Source organism: Marinobacter sp. CHS3-4 (assembly GCF_030053415.1).
Classification (GTDB): Bacteria; Pseudomonadota; Gammaproteobacteria; order Pseudomonadales; family Oleiphilaceae; genus Marinobacter.
Genome location: NZ_JASGBJ010000001.1, coordinates 513,974 through 528,442 on the forward strand (window position 1 = coordinate 513,974; position 14,469 = coordinate 528,442).

Consider the following 14,469-nt stretch of genomic DNA (forward strand, 5'->3'; position numbering starts at 1 on the left):
TGCGGGCCAAGAACAGGCCCACACCCTTTATTGCGTTTGTAGCCTGCAAGAATGCAGGAATGTGACGAAATAATTACACTTTGTCCCCCAACTTTTGAGCCAACAGGAATTTTCATGCAACCGGCCAATCTGCTCCTCCTGACGATCGTGTGCGTACTGGTGGCCTACGGAGTGGGTTACGCCCGTTCCCGGTCGCTGGCTATGCCGCTTGGTGGCATACGACACCTGAAGTCGCTTCCCTTTTACTATGGTGCCAGGGCTGCACTCTGGTGTGGTTTACCTGCATTGTTCGTGCTGGGCTTGTGGGTCGCTTTCCAGGGCAAGGTTATCCAGACCCTGGTAATCGGTTCTTTGCCTCAGGAAATGATCCCCGGTAACGAAGGTGAAGCAAGCCTGTTGCTGAGCAAGATCAGCAACGTTGCCAGTGGCGCACTGCCGCCAAGTTTTGTGGAAGCACCCATCGTTGATGCTTCCGAGCGCTTACAGGCGTTGAGAGAACAGAGCCGGTTTTATATGTCTGCACTGGTGGTATCAGTCGCGGTGCTCGCCGGTTTTCTGGGTTGGGTACGAATTCGTCCAAAGGTAAATGCCCGTGTGCAGGTTGAATCGATCCTGAAATGGGTCTTTTTTGCCTGTGCGGCGCTGGCCATTCTGACGACTCTTGGCATTATCTTTTCGGTCGCGTTCGAAACGGTTCGCTTCTTCGACAAGATTCCAATAACGGAATTCATATTCGGTTCCCAGTGGAGTCCGCAGACGGCAATGAGGGCAGATCAGGTCGCCTCTCAAGGTGCCTTCGGCATGATTCCGTTGTTCACCGGTACGTTGTTGATTTCCGCGATCGCCATGTTTGTGGCGGTGCCGGTAGGCCTGCTGTCAGCCATCTATCTTTCAGAATATGCGAACAAGAAGGTTCGTGGTGTGGTCAAGCCGCTGTTGGAGATGTTGGCCGGTATTCCAACCGTGGTGTACGGCTTTTTCGCCGCGCTGACGGTTGCGCCATTTATCAGTGATCTCGCCGCCTCAATCGGCATTGAGGCATCTTCACAGAGCGCTCTGGCTGCTGGTGGCGTGATGGGCATCATGATCATTCCGTTCGTGTCTTCGCTGTCGGACGATGTCATTAACGCGGTGCCCCAGACCCTGCGTGATGGGTCGTTAGCTCTGGGCGCAACCCAGTCGGAAACCATGAAGAAGGTGATCTTCCCCGCCGCGTTGCCCGGCATTATGGGTGGCATATTGCTGGCGGTTTCACGGGCAATCGGCGAAACCATGATCGTGGTGATGGCCGCAGGCCTGGCGGCAAACCTGACCGCCAATCCACTGGAAACCGTCACCACGGTGACCGTGCAGATCGTGACGCTGCTGACCGGCGACCAGGAGTTTGACAGTGCCAAGACGCTGGCCGCCTTTGCGCTGGGCGCCATGCTTTTCCTATCGACGCTGCTGCTGAACGTAGTTGCCTTGAAAATTGTCCGCAAATATCGGGAACAGTATGACTGATCAAAAAACACAGGCGGAGCTTGTCCGCCGGTCACTGAAAGTTCGTTACCGTAAAGAGCGTCGTTTCCGCGCCTACGGCATTCTGGCCATCGGCATTGCTTTGTCGGCGTTGATCGTTCTGTTTGCGGACATCATTGGCAAGGGTTATACCGGCTTCACCAAAACCACCATCACCATGGACGTGGAGATGGACGGCGAGATGATGTTTCTGGACGATGCCACCGACGAGCAACAACTGAAAATGGCTGATTTCGTCGAGCCGCTGGTGCAGGCGATGATCAAACAGATTCCGGGCGCCGATGAGGATGACCGGGACAAGGTGCGTGGCCTGCTGAACCCCTACGCCTCAAACGAGCTTAAAAACCTACTCAAGGCGAACCCGGACTGGCTGGGCGAAACACACACAATCACCGTGCTGGCCCATACGGATGTCGATGTGTACGTCAAGCATGCCGGCGATGCCGCCTACTCCATCAAGTTGAGCGATGAGCAGCAGCGGTGGGTGGATGGCCTGTTGGAGTCCGGTGTGGTGGATACCTCGTTCAACGATGTGTTCTTCAGCAGCGGCGATTCCCGTGATCCGTCCCGAGCCGGCATTCTGGGCGCCATTGTGGGTTCCCTGCTGACGATGTTCGTGACGCTGGTTCTGTCATTTCCAATCGGGGTGGCCGCAGCCATTTACCTGGAAGAATTTGCGCCACAAAACAAGTTCACTGATTTTATTGAAGTGAACATCAACAACCTGGCGGCCGTGCCGTCGATCATTTTCGGTCTATTGGGCCTGGCCGTATTCATCAACCTGTTTGGCATGCCGCGTTCGGTTCCGGTGGTGGGTGGTCTTGTGCTGACACTTATGACGCTGCCCACCATCATTATTTCCAGCCGGGCCGCGATCAAGAGCGTACCACCGTCGATCCGCGAAGCAGCCGAAGGCATTGGGGCGTCGAAGATGCAGGTGGTGTTGCATCACGTCCTGCCGTTGGCCATGCCCGGCATGTTGACCGGCTCCATCATTGGTATGGCTCAGGCGTTAGGCGAAACCGCGCCACTGCTTCTGATCGGCATGGTGGCCTTTATTGTGGACGTGCCCGAGGGCTTCCTGGATTCCGCAACGGTGCTGCCGGTCCAGGTATTCCTGTGGGCGGGTAGTCCTGAGCTGGCCTTTATTGAGCGGGCGTCTGCCGCCATTATGGTGCTGCTGGCGTTCCTCATCAGTATGAATGCCCTGGCGGTCTGGCTGCGCAAGCGTCTTGAGCTCAGGTGGTAAGCCTTGAGCGCCGGTAGTAAGGAGAGTTAAATGAGCACGATGAACCCAGCAATGACCCGGGAGGGTGAGATGGCAGACGAGAACAGGGCGCAGGAGCAGGTGGAAGCGCCAGCGGAAACCATAATCGAAGAAGGCACCACCGTTGGTCGTCCGTTCTCTGATGATCCGAAATTCAAGCTGCGTAATGTGGAAGTGTTTTATGGCCAGGATCGCGCCATCAAGAACATCAGTCTTGATATCGGTCGCAACGAAGTAATCGCCTTCATCGGTCCGTCCGGTTGCGGTAAGTCGACGTTTCTTCGGTGCCTGAATCGTATGAACGACAGCATCGACATCTGCAAAGTGAAGGGATCTCTGGCACTCGATGACCAGAATATTTATGACTCGAAACGGGATGTGGTGGAGCTGCGTGCCCGTGTGGGCATGGTTTTCCAGAAACCCAATCCATTTCCGAAGTCTATCTATGACAACGTCGCCTATGGCCCGCGAATTCATGGCCTGGCCAACCGAAAGTCAGAACTGGATGACATCGTCGAAAACAGCCTTCGCAAGGCCGGTCTTTGGAACGAAGTGAAGGATCGTCTGGACGCGACCGCCACCGGTATGTCTGGTGGTCAGCAGCAGCGCCTGTGTATTGCCCGGGCCATTGCCGTCAGCCCGGAAGTGATCCTGATGGACGAGCCTTGTTCGGCACTGGATCCGATTGCGACTGCACGGGTGGAAGAGCTGATTTCCGAGATGTCTGAAAGCTACACCATCGTCATTGTTACACACTCCATGCAGCAGGCCGCCCGGGTGTCCAACCGCACGGCCTATTTCCATCTGGGGCATCTGGTGGAAGTGAATGAGACCAATAAGGTCTTCACGTCGCCTGAGCATGATCTGACTGAATCTTACATCACTGGCCGTTTTGGCTAAGGCCGGCGATAGCCGCACACTGGAGACACATGATATGCCTGATAGAAAGGACGATGTTTACGGCGATCATATATCGCACAAATTCAATGATGAGTTGATGGCGCTGAAAAGCGAATTCCTCGAGATGGGCGGTCTGGTGGAATCACAGGTGGATCGCGCCATCACAGCCCTTGTGGATAACGACGGGCATCTGGCCGATGAAGTCCGTGCGACGGATAAGAAAGTCGACAGGATGGAAGTGGATCTGGACGAAGAAGCCACTCTGATTATCGCCCGTCGCCAACCGACGGCCCGGGATCTGCGGCTGGTGATCTCGGTGATCAAGATGGTGGCCGATCTCGAGCGCGTGGGCGACGAAGCCAAGAAGATTGCCAAGTTTGCGATCAAGCTGTCGGAAGAAGGGCAGGCTCCACGGGGCTACGTGGAAGTCCGCCACATTGCCAATCACGTGCTCAGCATGCTGCGTGACGCGCTGGATGCGTTTGCCCGGCTGGATTCGGCCCAGGCCCTGCGCATCATGAAAGAAGACAAGCGTGTGGACGAGGAGTATCAGGCAGCGACCCGCACCCTGTTGACGTTTATGATGGAAGACACGCGCAACATCTCACGCTGCATGTCGGTGATGTGGATCCTGCGAGCGCTGGAACGTGTGGGTGACCACGCCTGCAACCTGGCAGAGAACGTCATCTTCATGGTGGAAGGCGAGGATGTTCGCCACACCCCGGTGGAAGAAGCCGAGCGGATTGTCGGCCCCTGATACGGGGCCGTTCCGGCGTTATTCAGGCCTTCTTCATGCGGTCTGTATAGGGCGGCCAGCCCAGCGGTTTTCCGGCGAGCAGGTGCAGGTGGATGTGAAACACCGTCTGCCCTGCATTCTCGCCGCAGTTCATGACCACCCGATAGCCGTCATCAGCGAATCCCATGTCTCTCGCCAGCTTGCCTGCGACCCAATAGAGATGTCCCACGAGTTCGCTATCCCCTTCCTCGATGTCATTGATGGTTGCGATCTCTTTCTTCGGAATGATCAGCAAGTGAACCGGCGCTTGGGGATTGATGTCCTTGAAAGCCAGGCTGACGTCGTCCTCATAGACGATGTCGGAAGGGATTTCCCGGTTGATGATCTTGGTAAAAATAGTCCCTGACATGGTAGTCCTCTTCTTTCAGAAAGCGAGTGATTACAGGTAGTTGAGCCCAGGCAGCCGGTGAACAATTTCGCGGGCCAAAGGCGGCAGATCTTCATCGATGCCCATAGCGTAACGGGCGACCTGATTGCGGGCAAAGGGCAGTGCCTTGGCGGCGCCAAGCCCCAGGTTCCGAATCAGATGCAGCGGCGGTGTTCGGTTACTGAACAGATGATAGAACAAATCCATCGCCAGCATCATGCGCCGGTTTGCCGGGCGACGCTGATCTTCATAGGTGGCAAGCGTTCGGGCATCAGCCAGGTTGTGGCCCGCTCTTCTGGCTTCTCTGAGCAGGCCCTGTAGGCAGCGTGCGTCCTGGAATCCAAGGTTGACGCCCTGGCCAGCCAGCGGATTGATGGTGTGGGCAGCGTCGCCCACCAGAACCACCCGCTGTTGGACGTAGCTTTTCGCGTGTTGGCGGGCAATCGGGAAGCTGGCTTTTGCTTCAATGTGGGTGATGGGCGGTAAATCTTCTGGAAATCGGCGCTGGATTTCATCGATGAGCGCCGCATCATCCAGGGCTTTCAGCCGGGCCAGTTCGTCGGGGCTGTCGTACCACACCAGCGATGCCCAGGATTCGCCGCCGCCGGCGCTGTGCAAGGGTAAAAAGGCTCGCGGTCCGGTTGGATAGAACCCCTGCCAGGTAATGTCTTCCACCGGTCCGTGATAACGAACCGACATCACCATTGCCTGCTGGTCGTATTGATTCCGTTGCACACCAATACCGGCCATCGAACGGAGAGCAGACTGCGCGCCATCGGCACCGACGACCAGCTCGCAGTTCAGGGTCTCGCCGTTATCCAGCGTCACGCTGGCGCCACTGGCGGTGTTCTCCAATGCCGAGACCCTGCGCCCCGCACAGGTAGTGACACTCTCCTGAGCGCTGGCGCTGTCCCAGAGTGCCCGCTGGGTCACGCTGTTCTCGACGATGTGACCGAGATGAGTGGCAGACAGCTGGCGGGCGTCAAAGGTCACGTCGGCCAGCTTCCGGGGCAGGATGCTGCTTAACGGGTGTTGGGTCTCGTCCCAGACCGCCAGCCGGGTGTAGACAGTAGAGCGCATGGTTTGAATGGCGGGCCAGACGCCCAATTCGCCAAGGTAACGTTCGCTGCCTGCACTGATCGCCGAGACGCGAATGTCTGGCACGGTTGAACGCTGGAATTCGGGAGGTGCCGCCTGGTCAATCAGGGCGACGGTAAAGCCGTTGCGGCCAAGGCCGGTGGCAAGTGCCGCGCCGACCATTCCCGCCCCGACAATCACCACTTCGTAGGTCTGGTTCATAGAGCAATCCTGTCTGAGAGGTTCAGTGTACGCAAAGAACCTCGACAGACAAGCATCAGGTGCCCACTCGTTGCAGCTCCTGTCAATCCGGCGATAACGCCGAAAGCATGCTGGCGCTCAGTAGCCTGCCATGGAGGCGCTTGCAGAATCCTGCAGTGCGTCTCCCGCCGCTCGCTTTCGGGCCAGCCAGGCCGGTTTTTGGGCGCCCGGTTTCACAAATCCCTGCTCCAGAACCATCGGATGAACCAGGTCCAGAAAGTCACTGGTTTTCATGTGAATGGATTCCGTGTGGCTACCTGCGGCAAAGGCCAGTTCGGGTTGCCGGGTCAGGGCTTCAGCGCAGTAGACCGGCATATCAAATAAACTGCCGAAGGGGGGCATGGCACCGACTTCACAGTCAGGGAAACGGTCCTGAAATTCCTGTTCATCAGCCAGATCCACGAAATCGGTGTCCAGAATCCGGGTCAGACGGTCCCAGCGAATACGCCAGGTGGCGGGCATGACCAGCATGGCCATCTTGCCATCCAGTTCGATGATGACGGTTTTAACAACCCGGTCACCGGCTATTTTCACGTGGTGGGCCAGTTCCTGAGCCGTAAAGGCCGGGGGGTGAGACAGGCACATGTATTCGATGCCTGCTTCGTCGAGGTGCTCCTTCAACTGCTGTACCGGCATAGTGACAACCTCCTACCAGCAATGACAGCGGTACCGAAGCCTGCGCTCTAAAGAGCCACAACGGCTGGCTTCAATGACCTGGCAACGACGCTTGAGCATTTGCCGTCGCCATCATTGGTCAGCTTAGTTGAGGCGTTCAGGAATGCGAGTAACAGATTGTGTAAATGAGATTCCTGTCACTCGCACTTGTACAGCTCGTTAATCGACTTTGCTGTTGTAGACATGCACATCGCGCTGAGGGAAAGGAATGGTGATGCCCTCTTCATCGAACGCTTTCTTGACCTTTTCGTGCATGTCCCAGTAGTAGGGCCAGAGATCGTCGGTGGCGACCCAGGCACGGAACATCAGGTTGACGGAATTGTCGCCCAGGCTGCCCACGCAGATCCGTGGCTCCGGATCTTTCAGCGAGCGTTCGTCTTCGTCGAACAAGCGCTTGAGGATGGCTTTGGCCTTGTCGATGTCGTCGTCATAGTGGATGCCAAAGGTCATGTCGCAGCGGCGCTTGTCGTAGATGCTCACGTTGACCAGCGTCGCGTTGGACAGGCTGCCGTTGGGGATCACGATCCGGCGGTTATCGAAGGTATTCACCACGGTGTACAGAATCTGGATCTCCGCAACTGCGCCGAGAAAGCCCTGGGCTTCGATGGTGTCGCCCACTTTGAAGGGCTTGAAGATCAGGATCAGCACGCCACCGGCAAAATTGGACAGACTGCCCTGAAGTGCCAGGCCAACTGCCAGGCCGGCCGCACCAATAACAGCGATAAAGGAGGTGGTCTCGATACCAATCATGGAGGCCACGGAGATCAGCAGCATGATCTTGAGAATGGCGCCGATCAGGCCGCAGAGGAACTTGTTCAGGGTGGGATCTTTGGCTCCCAGTTTTTTGTCCATTACGCCAATGACCCGATTGATCAGCCACAGACCGACAACGAGCGTGACAACGGCAAGGACGACTTTTGGCGCGTAGGCCATAATCAGGCTGATCGCCTGATCGTAGTATTCAGACACGTTTACATCGTTCATGAGATCTTCCATTTGTGGGCTCCTTTTTTCTTACGACGTCTTCGGCAGTCATGCCCGTACAAAAGGCCATTGGATTGGCGAGGATCGTCTGCAAAGGTTTATAGCAGACCATCGCGACAGAGGTACATCCCGATGACCAGGAAATTGGCAAGACAATGACGCTGGTTTCTACGAAGCCCAGTCAATAATGGTTTCAGGGCCGCCACGAACCAGGATGCGACCGGCTTTCTGTTCCAGCTGATAGTCGTACATCGGGTCGTAGTAGTTCTCGAGCAAGGAGCGAATCCAGCCGTCGTGGCCGGTCACATCGCCTGTGCTTGCCTGCCGTTGAAGGGCTTCCTGCATCAGTTTTCGAAGGGTTTGGTGACGCTCGCCGCCCAGACGCTTACGAATCCGGTCCAGAGCGCTCAAAAGGTACTCTTCGAACTGCTCCCAGCCAGCAACCTTCCCATCGCGTGCGGCATAGTCGGCGGACATATTGACAACATAGTCTTCACGAATGATCCGGATGCGTTCTTCAATCGGCTGTTCCAGTACCAACAGCGGTGCCGCGGCCATGCGTTCGCGCAGGCTGTGGGGCAGGGCGCAGCGGCCGACCAGCCGGCTTTCGTCTTCCAGATAGATGGGGCCGCCGACCCGATGATGGGCCTTGAGCATGGCTACGGCCAGCCGGTTCTCGAAATCGATCTGGGTGGGTTGTGGCGTGACATTGCGCCCGAAGCTGGAGCCACGGTGGTTCGCCAGCCCTTCCAGGTCCACCGGGTTAGGCAACTGGTTCAGCACCCGAGTCTTGCCGGTGCCGGTACGGCCACTGACTATCCGGAAATCTGCTGTGGCAATCAGTTCCTCAAGCTGGTCGATCAGAAACCGTCTCAGCGCTTTATAGCCACCTTTGACCAGCGGGTAGTCCAGGCCGTTATCTCGAATCCATTGCTGGGTCAGCCTGGATCTGAGCCCGCCGCGAAAGCAAAACAAATAACCTTCAGGGTGGTTCTGGGCAAACTGCTTCCAGGCGTCAATTCGGGCGCTTTTTGCCGAGCCTGAAACCAGCTCATGACCAAGTTCTATGGCGGCATTCTGTCCCTGCTCTTTATAACAAATTCCGACCTGGTGACGCTCTTCATCGTTCATCAGCGGCGCATTCACTGCCGTGGGAAAGCTGCCCTTCTGGAATTCGACTGGTGCCCGCACGTCCAGCAACGGCGTGTCGTTCAGAAACAGAGAAAGGTAGTCGTCTGTGTCGGGTCTTGAAGGCATGTTGGCAGATGGTTAGCGGGAGAGTGTGTCGCGCAGTATAACGGATGAGCCTCGACCTTGCCTGAAAGGATGCCGGGTAGGGCTCGTGGGGGGTACACTGTCGCCTCTATGCATGGCATCTGGAATTTGAAATGGCGTCGCAGAGCATTCTGAATGCGCATCTGGCCAAAACTCTCAGTAAAGGATCAGTCGCGGTTACCCAACCGGCAGGTTGCCCCGAGGTATCGCTGTACCTGTTTGATCCTGCCGCACTGGAAGGCCCGATCAGTCATGAGGAAGCTCAGGCGGTGGTCGCCGAGCCGGCGTACTGGTCGTTTTGCTGGGCCAGTGGCCAGGTACTTGCGGCCTACATTCTCGAGCATCCAGAACTGGTCAGGGGGAAAACCGTTCTGGATTTTGGCTCCGGGTCCGGTGTTGTCGCCATTGCAGCAGCCAGAGCCGGCGCGCGCGAGGCCATTGCCTGCGACATTGACCCTGCCGCATTGGATGCAGCAAACGCCAATGCCTCATTGAACGATGTTTCGATCACTCTGTGTGACGATTGGCAACAACCTCCGGGCGATATTGATCTGTTGACCGCTGCCGACGTGTTGTATGACCCGGAGAACCGGTCATTGCTGGCAGAGTTTCGTCAAGCGGTTCCTCGAGTGTTGCTGGCCGACTCGCGGCTGAAAACTCTGGGTGATGGGGCCTATCAGCATCGGTTGACGCGAGAGGCGCGCACCTGGCCGGATCTGCATGAGTTTGAAGAGTTCAATCGCGTAAGAATTTATCTGGCTGGGTAAGACGGTTCGAAAAATCCGGGCAATAAAAAAAGGGCAACCTCTCGGTTACCCTTTTCGGAACAGGTCTTGCCTTCCATGAGTCCTGCTAACCCGTCCCTGGTGTCGGCGTCCGAGCCGACCGTCCAATTAGTTATCCCTTAAGCGAGGCGTCCCTGTATCCTTGCCTCTCCCTGCGTCCAGTGCCGGGGTGCATCCAGTGCGTCGTCCTTTCCCTGTCATCCTTGATGTTGAAACTATACCAATCGTTTCGTGTCATTCGTGTGAACCAGATCGGGTTTTTCGGGGCGGACTACGACCAAAGTTTAATGGAGTGTTTAAAAACAATTAGTTGGGAAGTGTTTTTGCTCATCTTGCCATCGTGCGTACGAGATATCGCCGCATGATCTCACGTCAATGTAAGAGATATCGCACACGAAAAATGGCGTATATCTCAAATCTGACAGTTCAGGATCGGACCTCCGAAATACTTTACGTTTGGCGGGCTCGCTTTCCGGCGTCAAATAATGGCGCAAAGGGCAGGAGGCCGATGCCAGTGCCCACTGCATCCGCAGCCAGGTCCAGCAGTGAAAAATCGCGGTAGGGCAATTGTGACTGGGTGATTTCGATGCCCAGCCCAAAACTCATCACGCCCAGAGCTACCCAGTAACGGGAGAGTTCTGGCCAGGCCAGCCGTGTGACAATCGTCAATTGCAGGAAAGCGATGAAGTGATTGACCTTGTCACTGGCGGATGACGGAATCGGATGAGGCTCGCTGGTGGTTGCCAGATAGATGATCACTAGCGTCGACAGGCAAAGAATCCCCTGCCAGAGTGGTTTGCAACCCAATAAGGTTTGCAGGCTGTGTTTCAGAAAGCGCATTGATCTATCGGGCTGTGGTGAAGTTTGCAACATGATATGCTCTGCGCCCCGTCACTGTCATTGAAGCTGAGGTGCTGCGAGGTATGTTGAAAGGCAATTTTTTCCAAGGCCTGGGTTATCTCGGGGAGGGATTTCGGCTGATTCGGCAGCCTGGCCTGCGACTGTTCGTTATTATTCCTCTGATCATTAACATTTTGTTATTCGGCCTATTGTTCTATTTTCTGGCCGAACTCTTTGCCGCAATGATCGCCGCCGCCATGAGCTGGTTGCCGGATTGGGCGTGGCTCCAGGCTCTGGACTGGTTGTTCTGGCTGATCTACGGCGTGGTGATTCTGTTGATGCTGGCCTACGGCTTCGTGATTGTCGCCAACCTGATCGGTTCTCCCTTCTATGGCTACCTGGCGGAATTGACCGAGAAGCATCTCACTGGCCAGGAGATTAACACCGACGATAGTTGGGGCCAGATCATTCGTGATATCCCGCGAGCCCTGTGGCGTGAAGTCCAGAAAATTCTCTATTACCTGCCGCGAGCCATCGGGCTGTCCATTATTGGTTTGATTCCGGTGGTCAACCTGGCCGCTGCCGTACTCTGGTTTCTGTTCAATAGCTGGATGATGGCACTTCAGTACGTTGATTATCCCGCAGACAATCATCGGGTGAGTTTTCCTGAATTGCGCAGGACGCTTGCGGCTTCGCGCCTATCTGCCTTGGGCTTTGGGCTGCCAGTGGCCCTGGCAGCGATGGTGCCCGTACTTAACCTGATTGTCGTGCCTGCAGCCGTCTGTGGGGCGGCCGCTTTCTGGGTTCGAGAGAACCGCACATAATTTTACCGCAGTCTACGGAGGCTTCTTGGATACATCGGATTTCGTGATCGGCCAGCGTTGGGTCAGCCACAGTGACACTTCGTTGGGTCTGGGTATTGTCACAGATCTGTCTGGCCGCCGGGTGACTCTCGGGTTTCCGGCGGCTGATGAAGAGCGAACTTACGCGATTGATAACGCGCCCCTGTCGCGGATTATCTACCAGGTAGGCGAAGAGATCCGGACGTATGAAGGCGACCGGTTTATCGTTCGTGCGGTGGAAGACCTGGGCGGCGTTTACATGTATTACGCCGACGACGGCCGCGATGACCTGGCCCGAATTTCCGAGGTCAAATTAAGCAGTGCCGTGGATTTTTCCGCCCCGCACCAACGGCTGTTCGCCGGCCAGTTTGACCGCAACGGCGCTTTCCGCCTGCGAATGGCCACCGCGCAGCATCAGGACCGCCTGTGGGCTTCCAGTGCGCAGGGGCTGATCGGTGCTCGCACACAGCACCTTCCCCATCAGCTGTACATTGCCCACGAAGTCGCCACTCGCTATTCGCCACGGGTGTTGCTGGCGGACGAAGTGGGCCTGGGTAAAACCATCGAAGCAGGCCTGATTCTGCATTATCAGCTCCACACACAGCGTGCCCGTCGGGCACTGATTGTGGTCCCGGATTCGCTGGTGCATCAGTGGCTGGTTGAGATGCTGCGGCGGTTCAATCTGAAGTTTTCCATTATTGATCAGGGCCGGTATGACGCGGAGTCTGAGTTTGCAGAATTCGAAGAGGAAGAGCCCGAGTCCGACGCTGAACCGGTGACAGACAACCCGTTCGAATCCGAGCAGCTGGCGCTTTGTAGCCTGGATTTCCTGATGAGCAACGAACAGGCGCAGCAGGATGCCTTCGAGGCGGGTTGGGATTTGATGGTGGTAGATGAAGCCCATCATCTGGCCTGGAGCCCGGAATCAGCCAGTCCGGAATATCAGTTGGTCGAGCGACTGTCGGAGGCCAGTGGCGGCTTGTTGCTGTTGACCGCCACACCGGAACAGGTCGGCGTTGCCAGTCATTTTGCCCGGCTGCGTCTGCTGGATCCTGCTCGTTTTCACGACCTGGAAGCGTTCTGTCAGGAAGAGGCGCAGTACGAAGCCGTCAACAATGCAGTGAATCAGCTGCGTGAACAGGGTGAGAAGATTGACGAATCAGCCAGGGCGTCTTTGCGCCAGTGGTTGGGCGATGATTTTGACCGACTTATGGCGGGTGACGAGCCAATTCAGTCAGTGATCGACGCGCTGCTGGACCGTCACGGCACGGGCCGGGTGTTGTTCAGAAATACCCGTGCTGCCATTGAGGGTTTCCCGGAGCGTCGACCGAACCCGGTGCCGCTGCCCTGTCCGGAGCTTTACCAGGAGACCGCGCGCTACGGTACGGAGGCACTGACGCCAGAATTGTCGGCAGACGAGGAAAGCTGGCTGGCGGACGACCCGCGGGTGGCCTGGCTGGAAGAAACGCTGACCCGTATCAAGCCCCAAAAAGTGGTGGTGATCTGTGCTCAGGCCACAACTGCCGTCGCACTGGAACATTACCTTCAGCTGCGCGCTGGCATCCGCAGTGCAGCCTTTCACGAACATCTCAGCCTGATCGAGCGGGATCGCGCGGCGGCCTATTTTGCGGATTCGGAGCAGGGCGCCCATGCCCTGATCTGCTCGGAAATTGGCAGTGAAGGTCGCAATTTCCAGTTTGCCCATCATCTGGTGCTGTTTGACCTACCGGCTAACCCTGACCTGCTGGAACAGCGTATCGGTCGCCTGGACCGGATCGGGCAGACCGATGTGATCGATATCCACATTCCGTATCTGGAAAATACCGCCCAGGAAGTTCAGTTTCGATGGTTCCAGGATGGTCTGAACGCCTTTGCCGAAAGCTGTGCCGTTGGCGTAGCAGTGCAGGAACATGTGCAGGACCATTGGCAAAAGGCCATCGATGGTGATGCCAGCGAAGTAGTGGCGCTCATTGACGGTTCGAAAGCGGAGTCTGAACTCTTGAAGGAGCTGCTTCAGAAAGGCCGTGACGCCCTGATTGAACTGAATTCCTGCCGTCCTGAGGTGGCCGAGTCACTGATTGAGGCCATTGAGGACGAGGAAAGCGAAGACCAGGTCCGCCACTACATGCTGGAAGCCTGCGATATCCTTGGGGTGGATGTTGAGGATCACTCGGAACATGCAGATATTCTGCGCCCGGGTGAGCAGTATCGCGCCGGCCATGTGTCGGACCTGCCCGAAGAAGGCCTGACCGTCACCTGGGATCGCCAGCAGGCGCTTCAGCGGGAAGACATGGCCTTCATGAGTTGGGAGCACCCACTGGTTAGCGGCATCATGGAATCGGTGACCAGTTCCGGTCTGGGCAAAGCGGCGTTAGCCAGCATGTCGGTCAAAGCCTTGCCAGCGGGTACCTTGCTGCTTGAAGCGCTTTATACCGTACACTGTCCGGCGCCGGAGTCCCTGCAGCTTTCACGGTTCCTACCGGTTTCGCCATTGCGGCTGTTGGTGGACGTGAACGGTCGTGATCTGTCAGCCACCTTGCCCCATGACCGGCTCAACGACATGTGCTCCAACATTCGCCGCCGAACGGCCCAGTCGATCGTTCCACAGATCAGGCCCCAGGTGGAAACCATGGTGGATCACGCGGAACAGCTGTCCGCGCCGCATTTGGAGCCGCTCAAGGACAAAGCGTTGGCGGCGCTGCACCAGTTTCTGAAGCCAGAAATTCAGAGGCTGGAGTCGCTGAAGGCGGTCAATCCGGCGGTTCGGGAGGAAGAAATCGAATTCTTCCGGCAGCAGCTTGCCGCAGCGGAAACGGCGATAAACGAGGCAAGTCTGTCTCTGGAAGGCATTAGGGTGATTGTAACTGCCTGAAAGTGAA

At 56.7% G+C, this 14,469-nt stretch carries 13 protein-coding genes; 7 read left to right on the forward strand and 6 right to left on the reverse strand.

The features are described from left to right. Positions 1 to 114: 114 nt before the first annotated feature. From pstC to phoU, 4 genes are read left to right on the forward strand one after another with little or no spacing between them, the layout of a single operon-like run. On the forward strand, positions 115 to 1,503 hold the full coding sequence (gene pstC / locus QLQ17_RS02345; RefSeq protein ID WP_283207930.1) for a phosphate ABC transporter permease subunit PstC: 1,389 nt from the start codon (positions 115 to 117) through the stop codon (positions 1,501 to 1,503). Beyond that, on the forward strand, positions 1,496 to 2,770 hold the full coding sequence (gene pstA / locus QLQ17_RS02350) for a phosphate ABC transporter permease PstA (RefSeq protein WP_283207931.1): 1,275 nt from the start codon (positions 1,496 to 1,498) through the stop codon (positions 2,768 to 2,770). The genes pstC and pstA overlap by 8 nt, the downstream gene beginning before the upstream one ends. Before the next feature lie 30 nt (positions 2,771 to 2,800). Beyond that, on the forward strand, positions 2,801 to 3,688 hold the full coding sequence (gene pstB / locus QLQ17_RS02355; protein WP_283207932.1) for a phosphate ABC transporter ATP-binding protein PstB: 888 nt from the start codon (positions 2,801 to 2,803) through the stop codon (positions 3,686 to 3,688). Positions 3,689 to 3,722: 34 nt separating this feature from the next. Then, positions 3,723 to 4,445: a phosphate signaling complex protein PhoU gene (gene phoU / locus QLQ17_RS02360; RefSeq protein ID WP_283207933.1), complete on the forward strand. Its 723-nt coding sequence runs from the start codon at positions 3,723 to 3,725 to the stop codon at positions 4,443 to 4,445. Positions 4,446 to 4,467: 22 nt separating this feature from the next. Here the strand turns inward: phoU and QLQ17_RS02365 are convergent, their stop codons facing one another. The 5 genes from QLQ17_RS02365 to mnmH form a co-directional block, all read right to left on the reverse strand. After that, a complete protein-coding gene (locus tag QLQ17_RS02365; RefSeq protein WP_283207934.1) occupies positions 4,468 to 4,833 on the reverse strand; it encodes a histidine triad nucleotide-binding protein in 366 nt (121 codons plus the stop codon). A 30-nt stretch (positions 4,834 to 4,863) separates the two neighbouring features. Continuing rightward, positions 4,864 to 6,150: an FAD-dependent monooxygenase gene (locus tag QLQ17_RS02370; RefSeq protein WP_283207935.1), complete on the reverse strand. Its 1,287-nt coding sequence runs from the start codon at positions 6,148 to 6,150 to the stop codon at positions 4,864 to 4,866. 117 nt (positions 6,151 to 6,267) lie between these two features. Continuing rightward, positions 6,268 to 6,825 carry an aminoacyl-tRNA deacylase gene (locus QLQ17_RS02375; protein ID WP_283207936.1) on the reverse strand — a complete coding sequence of 186 codons (558 nt, stop codon included), beginning with the start codon at positions 6,823 to 6,825 and terminating at the stop codon, positions 6,268 to 6,270. Between the two features lie 198 nt (positions 6,826 to 7,023). Beyond that, a complete protein-coding gene (locus QLQ17_RS02380) occupies positions 7,024 to 7,860 on the reverse strand; it encodes a mechanosensitive ion channel family protein (RefSeq protein WP_283207937.1) in 837 nt (278 codons plus the stop codon). 156 nt (positions 7,861 to 8,016) lie between these two features. Then, positions 8,017 to 9,105, reverse strand: a complete 1,089-nt coding sequence (gene mnmH / locus QLQ17_RS02385; protein ID WP_283207938.1) for a tRNA 2-selenouridine(34) synthase MnmH — start codon at positions 9,103 to 9,105, stop codon at positions 8,017 to 8,019. A 131-nt stretch (positions 9,106 to 9,236) separates the two neighbouring features. Between mnmH and QLQ17_RS02390 the strand changes: the two genes are divergently transcribed. Continuing rightward, positions 9,237 to 9,890, forward strand: coding sequence for a class I SAM-dependent methyltransferase (locus QLQ17_RS02390; RefSeq protein WP_283207939.1), 654 nt, complete (start codon positions 9,237 to 9,239; stop codon positions 9,888 to 9,890). A gap of 468 nt (positions 9,891 to 10,358) precedes the next feature. Here the strand turns inward: QLQ17_RS02390 and QLQ17_RS02395 are convergent, their stop codons facing one another. Continuing rightward, positions 10,359 to 10,781 carry a VanZ family protein gene (locus QLQ17_RS02395; protein WP_283207940.1) on the reverse strand — a complete coding sequence of 141 codons (423 nt, stop codon included), beginning with the start codon at positions 10,779 to 10,781 and terminating at the stop codon, positions 10,359 to 10,361. Positions 10,782 to 10,831: 50 nt separating this feature from the next. Here QLQ17_RS02395 and cysZ point away from each other — a divergent pair, with 50 nt between their 5' ends. Next, entirely contained in the window at positions 10,832 to 11,572 is a 741-nt protein-coding gene (gene cysZ / locus QLQ17_RS02400; RefSeq protein ID WP_283207941.1) for a sulfate transporter CysZ, read from the forward strand. Between the two features lie 25 nt (positions 11,573 to 11,597). Next, entirely contained in the window at positions 11,598 to 14,462 is a 2,865-nt protein-coding gene (rapA, locus tag QLQ17_RS02405) for an RNA polymerase-associated protein RapA (protein ID WP_283207942.1), read from the forward strand. The last annotated feature ends 7 nt before the right edge of the window (positions 14,463 to 14,469 follow it).